Annotated in this window: 10 protein-coding genes; 6 read left to right on the top strand and 4 right to left on the bottom strand. The window is 44.7% G+C overall.

The window, feature by feature from the left end; translation table 11 throughout:
• The first annotated feature begins 165 nt into the window (after positions 1-165).
• Entirely contained in the window at positions 166-1,050 is an 885-nt protein-coding gene (locus BCV39_RS05740; protein ID WP_057622168.1) for a LysR family transcriptional regulator, read from the top strand.
• Between the two features lie 100 nt (positions 1,051-1,150).
• Here the strand turns inward: BCV39_RS05740 and tnaA are convergent, their stop codons facing one another.
• The 3 genes from tnaA to BCV39_RS05725 all read right to left on the bottom strand — a co-directional run bounded on the left by tnaA (position 1,151) and on the right by BCV39_RS05725 (position 6,177).
• Positions 1,151-2,623, bottom strand: coding sequence for a tryptophanase (tnaA, locus tag BCV39_RS05735; protein ID WP_055318953.1), 1,473 nt, complete (start codon positions 2,621-2,623; stop codon positions 1,151-1,153).
• A gap of 781 nt (positions 2,624-3,404) precedes the next feature.
• On the bottom strand, positions 3,405-5,093 hold the full coding sequence (locus tag BCV39_RS05730; protein ID WP_102433388.1) for a GTPase: 1,689 nt from the start codon (positions 5,091-5,093) through the stop codon (positions 3,405-3,407).
• Complete coding sequence (locus BCV39_RS05725) at positions 5,080-6,177, bottom strand: GTPase (protein ID WP_048659500.1); 1,098 nt, start codon at positions 6,175-6,177, stop codon at positions 5,080-5,082. Before BCV39_RS05725 ends, BCV39_RS05730 begins: the two co-directional genes overlap by 14 nt.
• 239 nt (positions 6,178-6,416) lie before the next feature.
• Between BCV39_RS05725 and BCV39_RS05720 the strand changes: the two genes are divergently transcribed.
• From BCV39_RS05720 to BCV39_RS05700, 5 genes are all read left to right on the top strand, one after another.
• The gene (locus BCV39_RS05720; RefSeq protein WP_102433389.1) at positions 6,417-6,911 is read left to right on the top strand and encodes a peptide-methionine (S)-S-oxide reductase; all 495 of its coding nucleotides are present in this window, start codon (positions 6,417-6,419) and stop codon (positions 6,909-6,911) included.
• 182 nt (positions 6,912-7,093) lie between these two features.
• The gene (locus BCV39_RS05715; RefSeq protein WP_102433390.1) at positions 7,094-7,702 is read left to right on the top strand and encodes a toxin-antitoxin system YwqK family antitoxin; all 609 of its coding nucleotides are present in this window, start codon (positions 7,094-7,096) and stop codon (positions 7,700-7,702) included.
• Between the two features lie 349 nt (positions 7,703-8,051).
• Positions 8,052-9,605, top strand: coding sequence for a methyl-accepting chemotaxis protein (locus tag BCV39_RS05710; RefSeq protein ID WP_102433391.1), 1,554 nt, complete (start codon positions 8,052-8,054; stop codon positions 9,603-9,605).
• 215 nt (positions 9,606-9,820) lie between these two features.
• Positions 9,821-10,447 (top strand): bifunctional 4-hydroxy-2-oxoglutarate aldolase/2-dehydro-3-deoxy-phosphogluconate aldolase, encoded by a 627-nt coding sequence (locus BCV39_RS05705; protein ID WP_102433392.1) that lies wholly within the window; start codon positions 9,821-9,823, stop codon positions 10,445-10,447.
• Between the two features lie 222 nt (positions 10,448-10,669).
• Positions 10,670-11,434: a transporter substrate-binding domain-containing protein gene (locus BCV39_RS05700; RefSeq protein WP_102433393.1), complete on the top strand. Its 765-nt coding sequence runs from the start codon at positions 10,670-10,672 to the stop codon at positions 11,432-11,434.
• Between the two features lie 76 nt (positions 11,435-11,510).
• On the opposite strand, the gene BCV39_RS05695 is transcribed toward BCV39_RS05700, so the two are convergent.
• A partial coding sequence (locus tag BCV39_RS05695) for a cadherin-like domain-containing protein (protein WP_102433394.1) occupies positions 11,511-23,692 on the bottom strand: 12,182 nt, incomplete at its 5' end.

Raw genomic sequence — 23,692 nt, 5'->3', positions numbered from 1 at the left:
TTTAACAATCGAACATGGACCATTCGAGGAAAAGCAAGATTTACCAAATGGAAAATCAAGGGATTAGCGAAGTTCTGACGCTGTGCTGTCTTAAAAGTTTGGCATTACCACTATGATATTGAGGTCACATAATTTCTGCCTATTAAGGACCGATTTGGAGAGCCTGTGGACCTCAATCTAGATATTCAAAATATCCTTGTTATAAAGCGAATGTATGAACTGCGTAATGTTAGCTTAGTGGCGGAGTCATTAGGTAAAACGCCGGGAGCGATCAGTAAAAACCTAGCCAAGCTCAAAGCCCAACTCGGTGATCCTTTGTTCATTCAATCTAAGCAAGGGTTTGAACCCACAACATTTGTTGAAAGTAATATCGGTAATTTTGAACAAATACTCAGTAGCATCGAGTCCATAAAACACCAAGAGTTTTCCCCAGAGTCCTACCAAGGCGACATAAAGATCTACGCGAATACGCTATTTTGGGAGCGCTTTGGCTCGAAACTCTACTTTGCTTTGAGTAAACAAGCGCCGCACGCAAACTATTCATTTGTTCGATGGGGAAGCAATGTTAAGAACCGATTGATTGACGGCGAAGAATCAATCGCGGTTCACTACTTTGATGAAACTATGCCGCAGTCGATTTCTCAAATGGAGTTCGGAAAAGAAAAAGTGGTGTTCTTTGTAAGGGATGCTCACCCAGCGCAAGAGTTCGCGTCACTGGCAAATTTTCCAACGGTTCTATTTAAAACCCCAGGGTGGAATGACAACAAGTACCCGATCCTTGAGCGCCTGAGAAACATCGGGTTTGATGTAACTCCGAAAGTAGAAGTCGACCACCCTGCGATGATTCACGATGTAGTCCTCAAGTCTGACTATTACGGCATCACACTCAGTGGCAGCGTACCAGAGGGCTGTCGCAGTATTGACCTGCCTGAGAAACTGCTCATTGATGTGAGCTATGTGATGAGCTGCCGCCGTTCGCAACAAGATGCACCGTTAAATCAGTGGTTATTACGCATACTGAAAGCGACCCTGAAAAACAAACAAGCGTAGTTTAAGCCCTAATGGACTAGCGATTTTAAGGTCCAAAAGAAAAGGCTCCCGAGGGAGCCTTTGAGTATATTTCTAGTGACTATTCGCTTATGTTTTTATTCTAAAATGCTTCTTCGAGCGTTTGTTCATTCTTTTTTCCTGCTTGTTTCTCGCTTATTTCTACCTCTTTCAAGCGCGCAGTAAAGTGTCTTAACACTGGCGGTTCATAGGTAAAGTCGAGCCCTTTCACTTTGCTTGCGTTCTCTTTCACTTTTTCGAACGCTTCAATAATGAAATCCATATGGGTTTGCGTATAAGTGGCACGTGGAATGGTTAAGCGTAATAATTCTGCAGGACATGGATGTTGCTCGCCCGTTGCAGGGTCACGACCTTGCAGTAAAGAACCAATTTCAACCGCTCTAATACCTGCCACTTTATACAGTTCACACGCCAAAGCATGCGCCGGGAATTGGCCTGCTGGAATATGAGGAAGCAGTTTACCCGCATCGACAAACGCTGCATGACCGCCTGCTTGTTGGCACACGATACCTATAGCTTCTAAGCCATCGACTAAGTACTGAACCTGACCAATACGATATTCCAACCAGTCTTGACGCATGCCGTCATAAAGGCCAACCGCAAGGCGTTCCATTGCGCCACCCTCTAAGCCACCATAGGTTGGGAAACCTTCTTGTACGACGCACAGTGTTCGACATTCTGTGTATACACCCATGAAAGAGTCGTCTTTAAAGCACAACAAACCGCCCATTTGTACCATCGCGTCTTTCTTGGCAGACATGGCTAAACCATCCGCGTATTTGTAAGACTCACGAGTGATTTGTTCGATAGTCCAATCTTGATAACCGGCTTCTCGTTGCTGAATGAAGTAAGCATTTTCAGCGTAGCGTGCCGAGTCCATGATCACAGGAATATCGTACTTCTGAGCGATTTCATAAACGGCTTTTAGGTTGGCGATAGACACTGGCTGTCCACCAGCAGAGTTACAAGTAATGGTGCTCACAATGTAAGGAACATTTGCCACTCCCGCTTCTAAGATCGCTTCTTCCAGCTTCACCACATCGAAGTTGCCTTTGAAATCTGCGTTCACTGAGGTATCAAACGCTTCTTTGGTATAAACGTTTTTCGCCACACAGCAATTCACTTGAGTGTGACCTTGTGTTGTATCGAAGAAGTAGTTCGATAAAGCGACCATTTTGCTGCGGTCGAGTCCCTTTTCCATTTCGCGCTTCTTAATCAAAACAGGAATGTAAATCTGCTCTGCGCCACGCCCTTGGTGAGTAGGAATAGTCAGCTCATAACCAAAGATATCTTTCACCGCATTCGACAGTGCGTAGTAACTGCGACTGCCACTATAAGCTTCATCACCCATTAGCATCGCGGCTTGCATACGCTGAGTAATAGATCCTGTTCCACTGTCTGTCAGTAGGTCAATAAACACATCATCGCTGTCGAGCAAGAATGGGTTCATACCCGCTTCGACAATGGCTTGCTCACGATAAGCGCGAGTCGTTCTTTTTACTGGCTCTACAACGCGAATACGAAACGGTTCTGGTAGATGTTTGAAGTTTTCCATAATAATACCTTTCAGTACACTCCGATCAGGTCGAAATATAATTTCTTTAGATGTCACGAATCCTCACCATTAAATTAATCGGTCCGTATGAAGACACACGAAGAATTAACAGTGAAAATAAACAAGTTAAATAATGACTTATTAATCAAACCTAAACAGACGCTAAGATAATTAACAAAAACGACAAAACAACGAACACCCTGTACGGAATAATAAGTGCGACATTCATGTGTTCAAAGGTTATCAAAGCTGCTGATAGGTAAACAAAGCACGCTGCTTTGCTGGCGCGTGACGCCTAGAGGGTACTACTCTGAAGAAAGGTGGAACGAGAGCTGATGATCTAAAGTATACCAAGCTAACAGGGTTAGCCATGTTGTTGATTGCCATTTCAGATACATGTTCACAATATATCCCTACGTTGAAATCAAGATGATCCGAAATTTAAATATAGTGCAATTGTTTTATAAATAAAGCTTAGAAAAGTATAAATGTGATCAATATTTAGAATGGTGATTAAAGATGATAGCGTGTTATATAAAATGTGATTAGCATCAGTTTATATACTATTAAACTAGTTCAAAGAGAGAGCTAATAATTGCGGCTACTTTTTAAATTCAATGATCTCTAACAAAGGACAAAGGTAGCTATTTCTATAAAGGTCATCTTCTAAAAATCCGAGCTCTAAAACTCTCCGCTCTAACTAAATAAGATAAGCTTTAAAAATTAAGATTCTGATGAGGCTCAAACCTCACCAGAACCGTATTGCAAACGCAGTCATAGATTACTTTTTCTTCACGACTTGCTTGATGGCCATTTCAGCCAATTTTGGGGTCGCTGCTTTCAATGCACTAGGGGCAACCTTCTTACCCGCATTGACCGCTTTATTCAGTTGGCCTTTAACCGATGTGCCTCTTTTCATGGCTTCCAAACGTTGGCGATTTCTCTGAACGTTGTTTGCATCAGCAATACGCTCAATCAACGTCTGCCTTAAAGTATCTAAACCAAACTGTACCTTTTCTGGCGCAATCGCCAGCGGTAATGCAATATCGGGTTGTAGCAGTGTTTGATTGTATTCGAGCGCTTGAGCAATGATCTTCGCTTTGGCCGATGTTGGATTCTCTAAGTCATACGGCGGTTTCCACTCGTCTACAGGCTTTAATCGGTCTACCTGATTGACAACCGAGACAACTATCGGCTTCTTACGTGAGATATTCTTAGGATCATCATAGAAAGCGTCAAACCTATCTTTCAACTGCTTATCCAACTCACGTGCAGACTGATTGGCTTTTAGTACCCATAGCACCACATCGGCTTGGGTCATCTCTTTCAACATTAAGGCTTCAGTTTTAGGGTTGCCATCAAGCCCTTGAAGCTCAACAACGCGAACATCATTGTCGTCGACAAACGCGTTGTATACCGTTGAAGTGTCGGTTGATGGCAGTACATCGACTTCAGCAACCAACTCTTGCTTGAGTGCATTGATAAGTGAAGATTTACCAGAACTGGTTTGCCCCACCAACACGATTCGCACAGGCTCTAACTCAGGAGCAAAGCGTTTCTCATCGGTTTCAGACACATCCGACGCCCTTAGAGCTTCGTCTTCAATGCTGAACCGTCCGCTGTAGAGATCAATCGCAACCGCAGCGACTTCATCTAACAAGGCTTGTTTAGCGGCGTATTGCATGTCATCAACCACACCTCTTGTCATCGATGCCGTCGCCTGTTCTCGACCCAAATCGGAAATCACTTTTAGCGGATTCAAATATAGGTTTTTAAGATGGTTGCCCCAAATAGCCGCTTTGAAGATCTTCTGACCTAGCTCGCCGTATTTATCATAAGCTTCATAGCCCGCTTTGATGTAGGAAACCTTAAGATACTCAATGCCGGGTATATGCTCTCGCACTACCAACTTGTAACGTCGACTTACTTCTTCGAACAGTTTTAGCCCTTCAGGAATCGAAAAATCGAGCGATTTCTTATCAAACTTTTTCGCAACGAATTCAAGTACCTCTAAACCGGTTTGGTCTAGGTTGCCCCACTCTATGTCGACCATTAATTGTTGGCGTACATGATGTTTTGAATCATTCCAGATCGACAGTTCTTTTTGAGACCAATCAGTCGAAGCCTTAACCAATGCATCGTTGATATCAGCTTTTTTATGTTGTGATTCAGCTTCAGCAATATCCTCGCCAAGGTCATCGCTCTCTTTATTTGGGAAGGGCTCCGTACTTGAAGATCGGCTTGAAGAATCGCGTGAAGAACGACTAGAAATGTATAAAGGAATGGTAAATACCAATGTACTCACGGCAATGGCAATCGACATTTCCAACAGATAGCCGTATTTGACGGCCAAAAACAGGCCAAAGCCCATCATGATGAGGCTTGGGAAGATCGCCGAAATCAGAGCAATACCCCAGCGGCCACTCGATAGCACCGCCAGTAATCGAAATAAGTTTCTAATTTTCTTCATAGCCCGACGCCGCCTTACCTTTTTTCAGGGATTCTTTGTAGATCTTCTGCATCTCTTGTTCAGACACTTCTTCGCCTTTGTTCTTATGATAGAAGTAAAAGCAGGCCGCGCGACCTAAACCATAAGAGGTGCCGAAACTCATTGCCGCAGCAGCAACCGCGCCGACCGTTTGACCATAAACGGGAATCAGCTTTATCAACTGTCGAGTACCCAGTTTCATTCCATATTGCACAGCAAAGCTGCTTCCCAGAGTACCTATCAACTCACTAAAGACTCTCTTGTTCCATTCAACACCATATTGGTTTGCCAAGCTATGAAGCATTTTGGCTTGAATCGCAGGTACCGATACCAAGCCAACACCCGGAATCAAATCACTCGCAGCTGCACTTCCTGCGTACCAGAGCACTTCGTTTTCTACTTGGTCAAAGTTGGCTTCTTCTTGCGTAGCGTGTTCTTTGTCTTGCACCATCATGCCTATAACAGGAAGTATGCTGGTCAAGCGATCTAACAAGAATTCGAGGTTATAGACATCACCATTATCGGTTTCAAAATCGACCGCTACCGATTCAAACCCTTTACCCCAAACCTTTTCTACTTGGTTGGTGTTGAACTGAATTTGCCTTGCTCGATCTGTTTCACTGGAAGACAACACAGCGGTATGAACAAGCAGCAAGTGTTTAATCTTCTTCTGTTTCTTAATCTGTTTTAGAGCAGCAAGCACGGCGGATTGTTCAGGCTCGTCGGCTTTCATCACCACAACGAGCGCATTACCTGCCTGACCAATCTCTTCCAGATCTTCTTTCGCATCATAATTCGCTTCACTTAGACCTCTGGTATCGAGAAAGCGCATCACGGGTTTGTCTTGCGGAAACTCATATGACATCGCCGTCATGGTACACGGAGCAAATCCATTGCCGACTTCAACAGAAGAGTCACCAGTAACCGCTTGAATAAACGATGACTTGCCCGCGCCCGTTTTGCCCAACAGCCACAATGTAGGAAGATGCTTACGCTGATATTCATGGGCCTGAGTCAAGTCTGGGTTCTTGCTCGGATTAATGAAGTCTTTTATTTGATCAAACATGTTTAGAGTAACGCTCACTTGATGTTGAGATTCGGGTTGATGACAAAGCAATACTGACTTATATAACCACAAATCATATTAAACTTATGTTTGTTCAGTCGCACAGGTTTACAATGCCTAAACGCTTGTTTTTATTTGCGCACTCATTTTTATAGACGCTTTTTTATACGTACGGGTATTATCGTATTGATTCACGTACCTAACGAACATCAACAAACACAGAGAGCTCAAAGAGAAGTATGGAACAAATTTATTTAGCTGGCGGTTGCTTGTGGGGCGTACAAGAATTTATTAAGTACGTTCCTGGCGTTATCAGCACAGAAGCAGGTCGTGCCAATGGAAGTTCTCAGATAAAGGATAACCGAAGCAAACCAAGCAAATACGATGGCTACGCAGAATGTGTACAAATTGAGTTTGACCCAAGCCTCACTTCAGTAACCACGCTAATGGGCCACCTCTTTGAGATCATTGACCCGTACAGTGTGAATAAACAAGGTATCGATGTCGGAGAGAAATACCGAACTGGCGTATACAGCACTAATGCCGAACACTTAACAGAAGCTAAGTGTTATATCGCCGCGCGAGATGATGCCGACCGTATTGCTGTTGAGGTGTTGCCATTGACCAATTATGTTGCCAGCGACAACATCCATCAGCATCACTTAAGCCACTTCCCTGAAGATCATCACTTATGTCATATCCCTTGGGATCTGCTGCATAAATACAAACCTTAGGCTCAAGTACCTATCGATGGCTCGATTTCACCATCAAATCAAAAATGAAATAAAGTTCCCCAATACGACACACCAATAGTGAAAACTTGAAAACCAGTAATAAGTACTGACAGCCGTTCGGGAAAATGGAATGCTTTTAACACACCGATTACATTTTCCCCGTCCATTAAAAAGGTGTCATTATGAAGAAATACGTTCCAATCTTAATTGCTCTTAGTACGGTATCTTCTATGAGCTATGCGGCCACCAGCGAAGATGCTGTTGACTACTTACAAATGCGTAAAGGCGTGGCTTACCAAGTAAACCACTCAAAACCCTTTACCGGTCAATTTGAAGAGAAGTTCGATAACGGCCAAGTCGCGACCCAAGCTCAATTTTCTGACGGCCTAGAACTGGGTCAAGAAACCAACTGGTATCCGAACGGCCAAGTTGCTTCTAAAGTGAATTACGTTAAAGGTGAATTACAAGGCAAAGCAGAAACCTGGTATCCCAACGGCCAGAAGAAAGCCGAGCTCAACTATAAAGACAATGAGCTGTCAGGTGTTGCTTCTCGATGGTATCCAAATGGCGAACAAAGCCTGACCGCTGAATACAGCGACGGACAAAAAGATGGTCTGGTAACGGACTATTACCCTAACGGCAATAAGGCAAGCCAAGCGAAATTCGATGAAGGCGAAGTGGCGAATGGAAAACTAACGCGCTGGAACCTTAACGGAGACAAGGTTGAAGAACTGACCTTTAAAGACCACAAAATCACGTCTAAACAAGTTTGGATGCCGACAGAAAGCTAAATACAAACGGATGAGTGCTCGTGTGACAAAGCACAAGTACTCATCTTCTTTAATCTCAGGTAAGCACCGCATTCTCCATTAACAAGATCTATCGACCTCATCTCCGCCCCCTTCTTCTTCCGGTTCCTTTTACGCTCTAAATAATCACTAATAACAAAACAATCATCAATAGTCATTGAAATAATAAATATTTAACTTGTTAATAATCATTTTATAAAATACTGTTAGCAAACGTTTCCGTTGCGAGTCAGATCTCAATTATCGACCCGTATGCTATCTACACGCAAATAAGAGAAACACGATTATAAATACGTTGTTGAGTCATTTTGTTTTGCTTTGGTGCCCGCCTATGAAAATTAAAACCTCCCTTCTGAGCCTTACTTGCTTGTCGATTATTTCGTTATTGGTTGTTGTGTCATTCACAGAACTGGCCAATCTAAAACTGATCAAACTTGAGAAAACGCTGATCAAAGTAAAGTCACTCGAAGTCTCTATGCTTCAGCTCAATCGAACAGAGTTAGAGTTTCTAATAAGCCACGATAAAACGCTCAAGTCGGTATTTGTCCAAGAGTACTCTCACTTTCAACAACTGATGGGCAGTTTCTCTGTCTTGCTTAAAGAGTCTGATATCGCAGTCCCAGAGTTAGAAAAGCTGACACTTGAAGTAAAGCAATACAACAAAGATTTTTCGTTAATGGTCGATGCCATCGACCGCAACCCAGCCAAGGTCGCTGAACTCAAATCAGAAATGAAAATGCTGTTTGAAGATATCATCTCTATATTCATCAACGTTGAAGGCAGATTAGAACAGCAAGTCGAATCGATTCAGCAAACCATTACGACCTTCATTGTAAGCTCCATTATTACCGTCGCTGCATTATTAATGCTGCTATCTTTCGGCATCTCATCTCGCATAGCAAAGAAAATAGCCTCGTTGAACTCGTCCATGATGCTCGTCGCTCAACAACGCGACTTTACCGTAAGAGCCGAAGACAAGGGATCGGACGAGATTGCCGATATCGCAAAGGCATTTAATACAGTCCTCACCGATATTCGTCAGCTTGTCGGCCAAGTTCAGGGCTCTATTAAAGAGCTCGGCAATATTTCGAACCAGCTACAACACGACGGAATGGAAGTTGAGAGCGCTTTAAACAAACAGCAGCAACAAACTGAGAATATTGCGACCGCGATAAACCAGATGGGCAGCAATATTGAAAACGTTGCGACCAACAGCGAAAACGCCTCATCCAACGCACAAACCAGTTTCGCTACGGCGAACGAAGGTCTAAATGATGTGGCATTCACCAGAGACACCATCAATACCCTTTCGGCTGATCTTGTCAGTGCCACTGAAGAAGTAAATCGCCTTTCTGTTCACTCAGAGAAGATTAATACCGTGTTGGAGGTGATTAAAGACATCGCAGAACAAACCAACCTACTTGCTCTTAATGCAGCAATCGAGGCAGCTCGTGCGGGAGAACAAGGCCGTGGCTTCGCGGTGGTCGCAGATGAAGTGAGAACCTTGGCTGGCCGAACACAACTTTCAACCGAAGAGATCTCAACGATAATCCAAGGCGTTCAAGACCAAACACAAATGGTCGTAAATACAATTCAAAGTTGTTGTGAGAAAGGCAACCGCAGTGTCGACTCTTGTGAGAATGCGCATTCAAGAATCTCTTCGGTCATCATGGATATGGAAACCATTCTAAATAACAGTTTGGAAGTGGCGAATGCAATGAAAGAACAAAGCGCTGTTACCTCAGAGATCATTGGAAACGTGAGTACAATTAAGCAGCTAACACTAACCAGTGTAACGGGAGCGTCAAAAAACGCAGCTTCTGCAACGTCTGTGGTCGAACAAACCGACTCATTAGAACGTGCGGTGATTGACCTAAAAACCTAAATCGACTCTCATTGGTTTATTTCTTATAATGGATTAACTTAAATATAGAGTTATGCAAATAGGAAAAGTTGAAGGACAAAACGCATGCTAAATGCGTGCGTTTAAATAACGATGCTGCATATTAAGCTAACTTAGCTCTTGTAGATGACTTACCGAAGCTTGGCGTGCTTTATCACCGTTGCCCTCCATGATCGCTTCATAGTGAGAAAAGATTCGTGACTACATTAAATGAACAACTAGCAAACCTAAAAGTAATCCCTGTAATCGCGATCAACCGTGCTGAAGACGCAATCCCTCTAGGGAAAGCACTTGTTGAAAACGGCATGCCATGTGCAGAGATCACGCTACGCACAGAGTGTGCAATCCAAGCAATTCGTATCATGCGTAAAGAGTTCCCAGACATGCTAATCGGTTCTGGAACTGTACTGACTAACGAGCAAGTTGACGCCTCTATCGAAGCTGGTGTTGATTTCATTGTGAGTCCAGGCTTTAACCCACGTACCGTTCAATACTGTATCGACAAAGATGTTGCAATCGTACCGGGTGTTAACAATCCAAGCCTAGTTGAACAGGCAATGGAAATGGGCCTTCGCACTTTAAAATTCTTCCCTGCCGAACCTTCAGGCGGGACAGCTATGCTTAAAGCACTAACGGCTGTTTACCCAGTAAAATTCATGCCAACTGGCGGCGTAAGTTTGAAGAATGTAGATGAATACCTATCTATCCCTTCTGTACTTGCGTGTGGCGGAACTTGGATGGTTCCAACTAATCTTATTGATGAAGGAAGATGGAACGAACTCGGAAAGCTTGTTCGTGACGCTGTTGAATTCGTAAGTAAATAATTAAGCGGCCTAACCTTCTGGCATTTTAATGTAATTAATATTTAAGATATAAAGCGATCGCTAAGATCGCTTTTTAATACTTGTAGAACTAACAATAGCCGCTGATTCACACTCTCAACTCTTCAATAAACTTTCAACTCCAACCCTTTCCAATGGTTTGATCTCTTTCTCTGATTGTTTCTGTTACTTTGAATGACAACACAAACACAACAGACAATTATAATGAAAAAAACATCACTATTACTTGCTTCCATTGCTCTGGCACTTTCTGGTGTCGCACAAGCTGACCAGTTAGAAGACATTCAAAAATCAGGCACTCTTCGTGTGGGCACCACTGGCGACTACAAGCCCTTCTCTTACTTCGACGGCAAAACCTACTCTGGCTACGATATCGATGTTGCACAGCACATTGCAGAACAGCTAGGTGTCGAATTACAGATTGTTCGTACCACATGGAAAGATCTACTGAGCGACCTAGATGACGATAAGTACGACATCGCGATGGGTGGTATTACACGCAAAATGCAACGCCAGTTAAACGCAGAACAAACTCAAGGTTATATGACCTTTGGTAAGTGTTTCTTGGTTGCGAAAGGCACAGCAGAACAGTACGACAGCATCGAGAAAGTAAATTTGTCTTCGGTTCGTGTAGGTGTAAATATTGGCGGTACCAACGAGATATTTGCCGACGCTAACTTGCAGAACGCAAACTTCACACGTTACGAGAATAACCTAGACGTTCCGCAAGCCGTTGCGGAAGGCAAAGTAGATGTCATGGTGACAGAAACCCCTGAAGGTCTGTTCTATCAAGTAACGGATGAGCGCCTTGAGGCAGCTCGCTGTGAAACACCGTTTACCAACAGCCAATTCGGTTATCTGATTCCAAAAGGCGAACAGCGCCTATTGAACACGGTAAATTTCATTATGGATGAGATGAAATTGAAAGGCGTGGAAGAAGAGTTTCTGATCCACAACTCTCTTAAGTAACGTCTTTTCAATTTATACAGTGACAAAAATTAGGCCAGCATTGCTGGCCTATTTCGTATTGGTTTAATGCTTCACGTTAACCGTGAGTAATCACGTTCTGCTGTACTAATGCATCCAGAATATCCGAAGGCATAGTGCCACTTAAGGTTAGTTGTGGCGCAAGGTCTTCAACCACAATCACCTGCTCCGTTGTACCTACACCATCAGGGTTGATCGTAAGCTCAATATCATCCCCGTCCACTTTCGCGTCTATCTGCTGCAGTAACGCTGTCATGTCTGGTGAAGTATTCTTCAACTCTGGCAATACTTCTCTTAGGTCGATCTGGTCTCCTTCAGACAGGCTGAAATCAGTGATGGTGTCTTCAACGCCATCTTCGATATTCAGCCATACGAACGAATCCATACCAGCGCCACCAGTCAGGATGTCTGAGCCTCCACCGCCAATCAGGGTGTCGTTACCATCACCGCCAACAAGCGTATCGTCACCCGCTCCACCTACAAGTCGGTCATTTCCTGACCCGCCAGTGAGGTTGGTATCAAAGTCACTCGCTAAAAGTTGCACATCGTCTGTTTCAGAAGACAGATCGAGATCGAGTGGGTTCGCAACTATATTGAGGTTTAGATCAATGTTTTGAGATATCGCAATATCGTTATTGTCCGTTTCCTCAGATACCGCCTCAACCTTCAACGTGTAGTTACCAGGAGTTAACGGCTTACCAGCTGATGGTTGCTCGACGAGTCTGAGACTATCAATCGCATCAGCCGTCGCTATCCAAGTGTCACCTACTAGCGAAACCGTACCCGCATCACTGGCCACATTAACACCATCCGGAACATCACTGATCTTCAACGTTAACTCTTCAGTAATATCCGTCAATGCAGCAACAATTCCGACTAAAGCGACTCCACTATTAGCGACCACTGATGAGCTGGTAGTAATGTTTCTCACGTAGTTAAATGTCGGGTCGATAGACAAGGTTGGCGCATTCGCCACAGGTGTCACTGCAATATCATAGATCACAGGTGTCGTTTCTATTGCGATACCAGAAGGGTTTCCGCTGTCTTTAGCGATGACTTCTAATCCAATACTATTGGTTGGAGATAAACTCGCATCGAGGTAGACACCACTTGGACTGGTTGGCGTATCAATTAGAGCATTCAAATCGTTAAGAGTACCGACTAAGATGACTGAACCCGTGTTGTTGCCGTTAACCATCACCGTCGTCCCTGCTGGGAGAGCTACATTCAATATGCCGTAATCCACCGTCAGCGTGACTGTCATTAAGTCATCAGAGAATGCATCTACATAATCAGGGTCACTGACATTGATGCCACTCAACAACTGACCGGCGTCTTCATCAATCAAATCGGTGACGTTGTCACCACTTACAATAGGCGTATCGTTAACGCCTTGCACTACAACGCTGATTTCTGCTGTATCCGTTAGGAAGTCATCAGCCCCGTTGGTTGTGCCATTGTCTTCTACTGTGTAAGTGAATTTAACGTCGCCATTGTAATCATCGGCTGCTGTGAATACCCAATATGGGCCATTGATCGAGTTGTCATCCGCACCACCGACATTTTCGAACTTCTGAATCTGTCCCTGACCTTGGTCGATAACGACTCCAGTCACTGTAACAACATCCCCCTCAGGATCAGTTGTCGCTGCAATCAGGTCTTCAGCTTTGATGATCAATTGGCCTTCTTCAAGCATGGTACCCAAGTCAACATTGGTTGCCACTGGCTGATCATTCACTTCAGTTACAACAACGCTTATTTCAGCGGTATCCGTTAAGAAGTCATCAACGCCGTTGGTTGTGCCATTGTCTTCTACGGTATAAGTGAACTTAACGTTGCCATTGTAATCATCAGCGGCAGTGAATACCCAATATGGACCGTTTATCGAGTTGTCGTCAGAACCACCGACGTTTTCAAACTTCTGAAGCTGCCCCTGACCTTCATCGATAACAACTCCAGTCACAGTGATCGCATCGCCTTCAGGGTCTGTCGTTGCAGAAACTAGGTCTTCAGCTTTGATGATCAACTGACCTTCTTCTGGCATGGTGCCCAAGTCAACATTGGTTGCTACTGGTTGGTCATTGACTTCTGTTACTACAAGACTTATTTCAGCAGTGTCTGTTAAGAAGTCATCCACGCCGTTGGTTGTACCATCATCGATAATGCTGTAATCGAGTTTAACGTCACCGTTAAAATCATCAGCAGCCGTAAATATCCAGAATGGGCCCGTAATCGCAGCGTTGTCAGCACCACCAGCGTTTTCAAAGCGCTGTAATTGACCTTGGCCTTGAGTAAGGGTCACACCCGTGACCGTGAGGTTATGGTTTTCAAGATCTGAGCTTGCTGCAATTAAGTCACCTTCAACGATAACAAGCTGTCCTTCCTCTGCAATCGAGCCTAGATCAACGTTGTTTGCCACAGGAGCGTCATTCACTTCCGTCACCTTAATGGTGAAGGTAGCTTCATTGCTTTGAGCGGTATTCGGGTCACCCGCGTCAATCAGACCGTTATTACCACCGTCATCGAGCGTTGCATTGATCGTGACTAAACCACTCTGGTTGAGATAGTTCTGATCTGGGTCTGGTTTGAAAGTAACAGCCCCATTCACCAACGCGGTATTGATATCGGCTTCTTTACCAGTAATCACCAATGAGCCGTCAGGCTGCAATACAAACGTTACGTCAGGTGAGCTGGTAAACTCAAACACACCTTGCGCTCCCGGCAGTGTTTGATCCACTTGCAACGTAAGAACATACGGCGCATCTGGATTATCAAAATTAGCGTCAACGTCGTAAATACTAAAGTTGTCGATGGCAACACTGATGTCTTCAGATGTTTCAATATTCGTTACGTTTACAAAGATCGGTTGATCGTTGATAGGATCAATCACCAAATCAACATCGAAGGTCGTTGGAGTCCCCAAGTATTCCGTGTTATCAGCATCAGTATCAACAGAGCGAACAGTAATCTGCAGCGGGCCATTGATACCCAGTGCATTGCCTGCATCACTGTTATGTTCACCAGAGTTGAATACGATCTTATCTAGTGACTGTGCAGGAACATCTAGCGTCCAGATCTGCGTCGCAGGATCATAGCTAGCCAAGGTGGTTCCGTCTGGATAGTAGATAGAAGCATCTTGAGGCACGCCAGCCACTTCGACTCGAAGTGTTTCTGGCGCGTTTTCGGTATACGTTCCGTTTCCAGTTGCCGACAGCTCTTTATCAAGAATGGTCGCATTGATTTCGATATCAATGTTTTGGCCTTCATTACCCGTCACAGAATCGGTCGGGTTGGTATCAACATCATCACCCACCGGCACAACATGCAGCTTAAAGCTTGGTAAATTTGCCGCCGCAGTAGGCACACCCAACAAAGATTCTTGAGTGAAGACTTCAACACCAAACTCAGCCGTACCACTGAAGTCTTTAGGCGGTAGGATCGAAATCTCACTCAAATCAAATGACAATCCTGAAGCTTGAGGAAGTTGAACACTCCACTCACCACCACCATTGTTCTTCACTGTATAAGCAGAGCCCGGATCTGCACTCATTAAGAAGCCATCGGGTACACCGGTGAACTTAATCGAAACGAACTGCTCTGAGCCGTCTAGGTCAGTGAGCGCAATGGAGACTGGCCCTGTTCCCGATAGAGAAATAGCTTGATCTTCATTGCCCGTGATCTCAATGACATCAGGATCACTACCCGGCCCTGTTACAAGCACATCATCAACCACAGGGACAACTTCAAAGCTAACACTGGTATTGAACGTATCAGTATCGGTTGCTGTTCCGGCTGGAGATGAGGCGTCATTGTAGGTAGCAGTATCGGTTATTGTTCCGCTGACATTAACTTGTACTTGGTTAATATCGTTACCCGTTGGGTAATTAGGAGCAGGACGGAACAATACATTATCCAGAGCACCAGCATTAATTTCCGCTTCATTGAAGGTCACGGACGTACCAAGCGATACACCCGCGCTTGTGTAAAATGCACCGACACTTGTGTCATCCAAAGTCAGCGTAATAGATGTGAATTTTTCGTCACCACCCTCAACCCCACTGACTTGATCAGTAATGGTTGTGCTGAAATCAAGCTGAATGTAAGTATCTTCGTAACCCACCGGATCTTGTCCAGGTTGACCATCAGTATCGACAGGATTAAATGAATCATCGAGCGAACCAACAACCGTAACATCAATGTCTGGATTACCTTCAACGTCAGGAGCAACTTTAATAACTACATCGGTCACCAAGGTTTTCTCATCACCAGAAAGTGTATCTTTGGTTACTATTGTGATTGGTAACCTAAAGTCGCCAGAATAGTCAGCAGGCAGGTTCAATAATAAACCCGATGAATCGATGGCTACGCCCTGTTCGATTGTCGTCTCGTAAACATATTTCCCGTTCACAAAGTCAACATCACTTGTTCCCGACAGGCTAATTGGGAATGATGTAGTAGCATCAATGACCAGAGTACCATCAATGATCACCGTCACTTGGTCAGTAGAATCATCGCGACCCGTAAAGCTTAAAATGCCGTTTAGTGCCGCGCCGAGATCAAGTTGTGTATCTTCGACCGCATCGATAACACTGTCTGGCACAATCGCAATATCTGCGGCAACTTTGTCAGGAGCCGTCAGCACTTCAGGGTAAGAAAGCGTTACTTCCCCGGTGCGCTGTACTTGGGCTGAAGTTTCATTGTTGGCATCACCTGGATCTGATACTAAGGTGAAAATTGTCATCTTGATATCATTGAAATCAGTAGCCACATCATCCGCATCATTTTCAGGGGTGAAATCTAATCCATTGGGCGCACTGACGCTAAAGGCATCTTCATTGGTCACAACCCAACGGCCACCGCCTTCGTAAGAGGCGCCTGTGACCAAAAGTTGCCCTAAAATATCATCAGATAACGCGCTTCCGTCGGTGTTAGTCAACTGAACAATCACTTCGTCGACTTGCTCTTCTACTGTGCTTAAATCCGTTTCTTGGTATCGGACGACGTATTCATCCGAAATTGATGTGTTATCACTGTTAGTTGTAAATTTAATGACACCATTAGCATCAGCCGTAATCGTAGTGAGATCTCCAGAGCCATCTTCGTTTGAAACGACAATCTTGTTGTCGGCATCGCCAGGTTCAACGACAGGTCTTACACGCACATCAATCGTACCTGTAATCGTCGCGGTAACGATGCCCTGACCAGGATCAGTTGCATCAACATACTCATGATCGCGCTCTTCAATCATGACAACCGTACTAAGCGTAAAGTCGGTGCTCGAATCTTGCTCCGGTGTTATCTGAATAAAATTATTGTTCAGTGCTATCTGAGTGAACGCTTCTGGAGTCTGCCCACTCTTAGGTGTGATGGTTAGCGTTCCGGCTACGGCATCGTAATTCCAAATTACATCACCGTTTACAACCACACTTGCAACACCACTTGGAATGCCACTGATGACGATTGAAGTGAAGTGCTCATCATCGTCAATGTAATCAGTGCCCTCTGGGTGCCAATCAATGTTGATCGCCGTATCTTCGTCCCCACGAGTTACCGTATTGTAGGTTGCTGAGGTATCAATCCTAGGCTCAACTAATATGCGAATTTCCTGATCAAAAGAGAGCGTATGACCATCATTCTCAGTCACGATCACTTTACCCTGGATATGGATATTCTCTGTCGACGAATCAACAGGTCTAATACGGATACCTGAAGTTTTCCCCGCTTCAGTGATGTTCGCTTCGTAGATAGGTTTAGATAGATCAGGGCTACCGCCCGGTCCCGTTTCATAACCAACAAAGTTCAAGTCAATCACGGTACCATCGCCATCTTCCAGAATAACGCCGTCAGGGATGCCTGAAAGAATAACCGTTATCGACTCTGAGCCATCGTCAGGTAATGGTGTTGTGCCGCTATCTGGTCTTCTCTCGCCCGACAATACAGTGAAATCTAGCTCAGCAAAGGTATCACCATTTTGGCTTTCTTGGATTGTGGTTTGAACGCCAGATGTTGTGCCATCAGTAATTGCTGTCCAAGCCGTACCATTCGTTCCACCATAAGGAGTATCGGCAACGCCTTTCACCTCAACGTTCACCGTTTTAGTTCCTAATATCTCCTCATCGACTTGGGCGCCCGTGGATAGATTTGCGGTATCTTTGACCACACCCGTGACATCGAAGGTGAAATTGACATTACTGTGTTTAGTTGGAACAACCTCAACGTTTGCCAAATCGGAATACGCTATTTCTTGGTAATCGATACCATTAATAGTGACTGTTGGAACGACATTCGTGGTACCTAAGAAGTAAAGCTCTGCACCTTCCGTAACATTACTGATGCGCACAAACAGTTCTTCAGAACTGTCAGCATCTACCGAACCTGTCATGGTGATGACTTCGTCTAACGTGAACGCGTCTTTATTGTCTAAAGGCCCGACGTAATCTGGATCATCGATATTGTCTTCGTTAATACGGATTCGGTTAACGCTGAACGAGCCAGGGTCTGCATCGGCAGTCACATCAATGATGATGTTTTGCTCTACAGAGCGAGCGGTCGTTTTGTCCACCCCGCCATTTGCAGAATCATCGTACGGATTACGCGTCTCTTCCGTTATCGCTGTTGCTTTAAACTCTATTTGACCGGAGAAGTTATCGATCGGGTTTACGACCGTACTATTGATGTCTCCAGCCGCAATGATGTAAACACCGTTAGTCGGAGTAAGGACGTTGCCGTTTTGGTCGAGAAGCTCAAACTGGCCATCTCCCTGAACAACTTCAAGTTCATAGGTAATCGTCTCAGTATTACTGTTATCTTGCGACTCTGCGTTCAGCTGCAACGTAACGTTGTCTTCATCTTCGTTAACTTGATACTGATACGCGCTATTCGCATCATCCCAAGTTGCAATATCCGCTACCGCTTCAATCTCAATTCTGAAGTTTGAATTTACTGTATGATCAAGCGTGCCGTTGTTATCAATTTCGAGCTCGTAGTTGATTCGCACACCATTGTCATTCGAACCGTAGTTTTGGTCTGGAACAAAGAACAAGTTGTCGATTGTCGCAATAGTGTCTAATGGTTGATTCGTGTCTGGAGCAAAGCTCTGCTGCATTTGAGGCGGACCAAACAAGATATCACCGTTTGGTTCAGCGACTAACTTGTGATATTCCACGCCATCAAAGTAATAGAACGTCCCTCTGTGATTACCGCTCTGAATCGTCAGTTGGCCGATAGACTCGTTATTATCTTGGTCCTTTATGTTAACCTGCAGCGCAATTTGTGCAGGAGCATCAGGCAAACCGCTTTGATTATCTTGAATATTCTCAAGAGTCGGCTCATCGCCTGTTGCGTAAGGTATGGTTGAGTCTCTACCCGCATCCTCGAAGGTCGTCACTTTCAGCGCGATTCTTGTAGAGTCCCTATCTGTAATCGTAATATCTAACGGTGTTTCAGATGTGTCCAAATCTCCATCTGTCGCAATCACGTTAATAGAGAAATCTATTGTCTCACCGTTATGCTCTAGATAACCGTTAGCTCTAAACTCAACCTCACCATTTGAGTTAATACGCAATCGACCAAGCTCACGAGTATCAACACCTCCATTGGTCTGCTCGTATACTCGAACCTCTTGACTACCATTGTTTAAATCGAAACCATCACTGTAAGGCCCACTATTTCCGGTACGGAAAACGATATCAGCGCCATTGCTGGTAATGCCCTCTATGCGAGTCAGTGCTGCATCATCCGCACCCACATCTGTCGCATTAGCAAACATGTTAACTTTGGAATTACCGTAACCCTGCCCTTCAATTCGCGTTATCGATTGAGTAGTCACCAATGGAACATCATCAGTCACAGTAATAGTCAGATCGATCGCGTTCGACTGGTCTCGGTCAAAATCTTCGGCCACGACAGAGAAATCAAGATCTATGGTGTTTTCATTCGCGCCATCAGGATGCTTAAGTGGTTTAAACAGCTCAAATTGATAGCTGTTGTTTGAGGTATCAAAAATGATTTCAAACACAGGCTGATTGCTAGTTACCGTCTGTGCAACATAAGTGAAGGTTGTACCGCTTTGTGAAACAGGCAGCCACTCTAGGCTTTCTCCATCAGAAGTTAAGCCTGCAATCACTAAGTTTTCATCGACCAATTCATACTTAACAACACCATCAGCACCTTCATCAACGGTGAATAGTCCATTAATAATGGTATCTTCGGATTGATCAGAACCAATCCCAGCAAGATCATCTTCATCAACTACCGTCTCACCTGTTGGCGCACTCATTACTGGCACATCATCGAGCACTTCGATCGGCAATACATACTGATTAGAGTCATCACCGTCACCATCAACCGCAACAACATCAAACGGAATCGTTAAGGTATTGGAATTCGGGCTTGTTGGATGGTTTAGAGGACCTAGCAACGTAAAGGTATAAGAGCCGTCATTCGCTAGCGCGAGCGTGAAGATAGGAGTCCCGCTTGTCGTCGTACCTTGATAGGTCGTTGTGTTCGCAGCTCCTGTGACTTCTGTAATAGAAATCGCTTCGGTTCCAGAGTTCAATGTCGCTTCAAGCGCAGAGATATTACGCAGTTCGTAAACCTCTACTTGGTCTGCACCTTCTGTGGTAACAAATGCACCTGTTGCTTGAGACACCACAGATCCAAGATCATCTTCATCAACCACAAATGTGCTGGTCGCTGTCGTGTCAGTAATGACAGGCACATCATCGGTTATAGTAACGGTCAGAGGTTTCATCACAGAATCAGTATTGTCTTGGTCAACTGCGATCACTGGTAACGTGAATATTTGATCATTATTACCCTGAACTGGCAAATGATCTAACTCTTCCAACAAGGTGAATGTGTACTCTCCTAGAACCATGCTGCTAAAGGTGATGGTAAAGATATCCGTTTGGACACCGCCGCTTTCAACGTAACCAATATAATTATCGCTGTTCAGAGGATCTTCTTTTAGCTGAACCACCAAACCATCCGCTTTCAGATCGCCAGACGTGTTGAACTGAGTGGTATCAATACGGAAGTGGCTCACATCATCACTTCCTGCTGTGAAAGTAATGGTTTCAGTTTGGCTCACAGGTAATCCCGGTGAAGAGCCGTCGACCAGATTCGCTTCTTCCAATGCAACCGTTGGTACTGTATCTATAACTGGTGGAGCACCATCTGCAATAGTCAGCGTCACTGTTGAAGTGACAATATCGCCATCTTTATCTTCCGATGTCACCGTAATGGTCTTAACGATGTTACCACCCGAATGATCGAGATTACGGTTAGGTTCGAAACGTACATCACCTTCAAGATTGATAAACAGAGAACCTTCAGTGAACACAAATTCTTGCTCACCCGTGTCGGTTTGTACTAGTGACTCTTCAGGTTGGCTGCCATAGGTAAACTTAGTGATTGTGGCGCCATCTGCACTTTGCGCAGGCATCACATCAAATGTCGTTGTGGTAGGTGTGCCCGTACTTGGCTCTGTGATGCTAAGAGCACCAGATTGCATCAATTGAACATCATCACTGATGGTCACAGAAAGCGGTTTAGACTGTGAAATATCGCCATCGGTGTCTTGTGCATATACCGACAAGTCAAAGCTGAGATCGTTGTTTCCTAATCCGTCGACATGATCCAAACGCTCTAACAAAGTAAACGTGTACTCACTCGGGTTAGTGTTATCAAATTCTAGGGTGAAGATAACTTTCTCAACACCTGAGCCGTCCGTTGTGAATGCTACGTAATCACCGGAACCAGCAGGCTCTTCACGCAAGCTCAATTCAAGGCCATCAGACTTCAATACACCGCTGGTATTAAACAACCCTACTTCGACGACAATCTTCTCGATGTCATCACTGCTTGCGAGTGAAGTAATGGTTTGGGTCACGCTGACTGGGCTGCCACTCGGCGTTGAACCATCAGCAAGTAAGCTTTCAGACAAGCTAACACTCGGAACGGCATTCAACGTTGGTCCATCACCATCAACGATAGTGAGTGTGACCGTTGAAGAAGAAATATCCTTATCAAAATCAGAAGAAGTAAATTCAATCAGCTTAACAATGTCGCCTGCAGAGTGGTCAAGATTACGATTTGGCTCAAACCTCACATCACCATCTAATGTCACAAACAGCGAGCCTTCAGTGAAAACAAATTCCTGCTCACCGCTGATGCTTTGATCCAAAGTAATCGCAGAGCCACCGTCATAGGTGAACTGTGTAATGGTTGCCCCATCAGCACTTGGCGTAGGCAATACATCAACGGTCGAGGTAGTTGGTGTGCCAGTATTTGGCTCTGTGATGGTTAACGTACCATCTTGCATCTGTTGGAGGTCATCTTGAATGGTGACAACAACATCACGCTTAACTGAGTCATCACCATCAGTATCAACCGCATAAACAGGTAAATTGAAATTAAGGTCGTTATTAAGCGCGCCATCAAGGTGATCGAGAGCCTCAATCAGCGTGAAGGTGAACTGACCTTTATTGACACTATCAAAATCAATGGTGAATACATTGGTTACGTTACCGGCCCCGTCATCAGTAAACCCGATGTAGTCGCCAGGTGAAGCAGGATCTTCTTTTAGCTGAACAACAAGACCATTTGATTTCAGCACATCACCAGGATTGAATTCGTTGGTTGCAATTCTAAAGTGGCTTAAGTCATCACTACCCACGGTGTAGGTAATGGTTTGTGTTGAACTTACCGCAGAACCACTCGGCGTTGAGCCATCTGCTAGGTTCACTTCCGATAAGTTTACGCTAGGAACAACATCGATGACCGGATCAATACCATCTTGGATCGTTAATGTGACATCCGCGGTATCAGTATCGTTATCAAAGTCGCTGGTCGTTACCACAATCGTTCTAACAATATCACCAGCTGAATGATCCAGATTTCGATTTGGCTCAAAACGAACTTCGCCTTCAATCGTGATGTACAGAAAACCATCGGTTACGGTAAACACCTGCTCTGTCGATACATTCAGGTCCAAGGTGACAGCAGTACCACCATCGTAAATAAATTGGGTGACCTTTGCGCCATCTGCACTTTGAGTCGGCATTACATCGATGGTTGGCGTAGTTGGTGTGCCTGCCACTAGATCCGCCAATGAAGGCTCAACAATATTCAATGACCCGTCTTGTACACCTTGTACATCATCGGTAATGGTCACTGTCATTGGTGACATCGCAGACTCATCACCATCGGTATCCACTGCTATAACAGGCACATCGAAGTTTAAGGAGTTGTTCTGCAAGCCATCCGCATGGTCTAACGCTTCAAGCAGCGTAAACGTGTATTGCCCTAAATTGGTGGTTGAGAAACTGATTGTGAAGACGTTGGTTTCTACGTTAGCACCGTCTTTTACAAAGCCAATATAGTTTCCAGAGTTCGCTGGCTGCTCTTTAATCTCAACCTCTAAGCCATTCGACTTCAAAGCCCCCGAAGTATTGAACTGAGCAGGGTCAATTCTGAAATGACTAACATCGTCACTACCCTCGGTATAGGTAATCACTTGAGTCATCGATACTGGGTTACCCGTTGGCGCAGAACCATCAGCCAGATCGACTTCAGAAAGACTCACGCCAGGAATGACGTTGATGATTGGCAGATCGCCATCGGTAATGGTTAGCGTGACTGTCGAAGTCACCACATCACTATCATAGTCACTTGAACTGACCACTATCGACTTAACGATATCCCCGCCCGTGTGATTAAGATCGCGGTTTGGTTCAAAGCGCACATCGCCTTGCAGCGTGATATAGAGTGAGCCTTCAGCAACCACAAACTTTTGCTCACCCGCATTACTCTGGTCAAGCGTAAACACTGTGCCATCGTAATTGATTTGGGTAATAGTTGTGCCGTCTGCCCCTTCTTGATCAAGAATATTGACGGTCGTTGTTGTCGGCGTACCCGCGGCTAAGTCGGCCACTGTCGGCTCTTCAATGCTGAGCGCACCATCAACCATGATTTGAATATCATCGGTAATCGTTACAGCCAGAGGCGACATCAGAGAGTCATCGCCATCACTATCGACCGCGTACACCGGCAAGTTGAATGTTAGGTCGTTATTACCTTGAATTGGTGTATGGTCAATCGCTTCTATAAGCGTGAAGGTGTATTCACCTAAAGTCGTGCTGCTAAATGCAAGCGTGAAGACTGTAGTCTCGACATTTGAAGTATCTGTGGTGAAACCAATGTAGTTACCCGAACCCGAAGGCTCTTCTCGAATCTCAA

It is taken from the genome of Vibrio sp. 10N.286.55.E10, assembly GCF_002872555.1.
GTDB classification, from domain to species: Bacteria; Pseudomonadota; Gammaproteobacteria; order Enterobacterales; family Vibrionaceae; genus Vibrio; species Vibrio crassostreae.
The sequence above is the reverse complement of the archived record's forward strand: the minus strand, read 5'-3'. Positions and strand labels throughout refer to the sequence as shown.

Excerpts from the sequence above, each read along its gene's own strand:
- BCV39_RS05715 (WP_102433390.1), top strand. The coding sequence starts at position 7,094 with ATGAAGAAATACGTTCCAATCTTAATTGCTCTTAGTACGGTATCTTCT.
- tnaA (WP_055318953.1), bottom strand. The coding sequence starts at position 2,623 with ATGGAAAACTTCAAACATCTACCAGAACCGTTTCGTATTCGCGTTGTA.
- BCV39_RS05720 (WP_102433389.1), top strand. The coding sequence starts at position 6,417 with ATGGAACAAATTTATTTAGCTGGCGGTTGCTTGTGGGGCGTACAAGAA.
- BCV39_RS05710 (WP_102433391.1), top strand. The coding sequence starts at position 8,052 with ATGAAAATTAAAACCTCCCTTCTGAGCCTTACTTGCTTGTCGATTATT.
- BCV39_RS05700 (WP_102433393.1), top strand. The coding sequence starts at position 10,670 with ATGAAAAAAACATCACTATTACTTGCTTCCATTGCTCTGGCACTTTCT.
- BCV39_RS05725 (WP_048659500.1), bottom strand. The coding sequence starts at position 6,177 with ATGTTTGATCAAATAAAAGACTTCATTAATCCGAGCAAGAACCCAGAC.
- BCV39_RS05730 (WP_102433388.1), bottom strand. The coding sequence starts at position 5,093 with ATGAAGAAAATTAGAAACTTATTTCGATTACTGGCGGTGCTATCGAGT.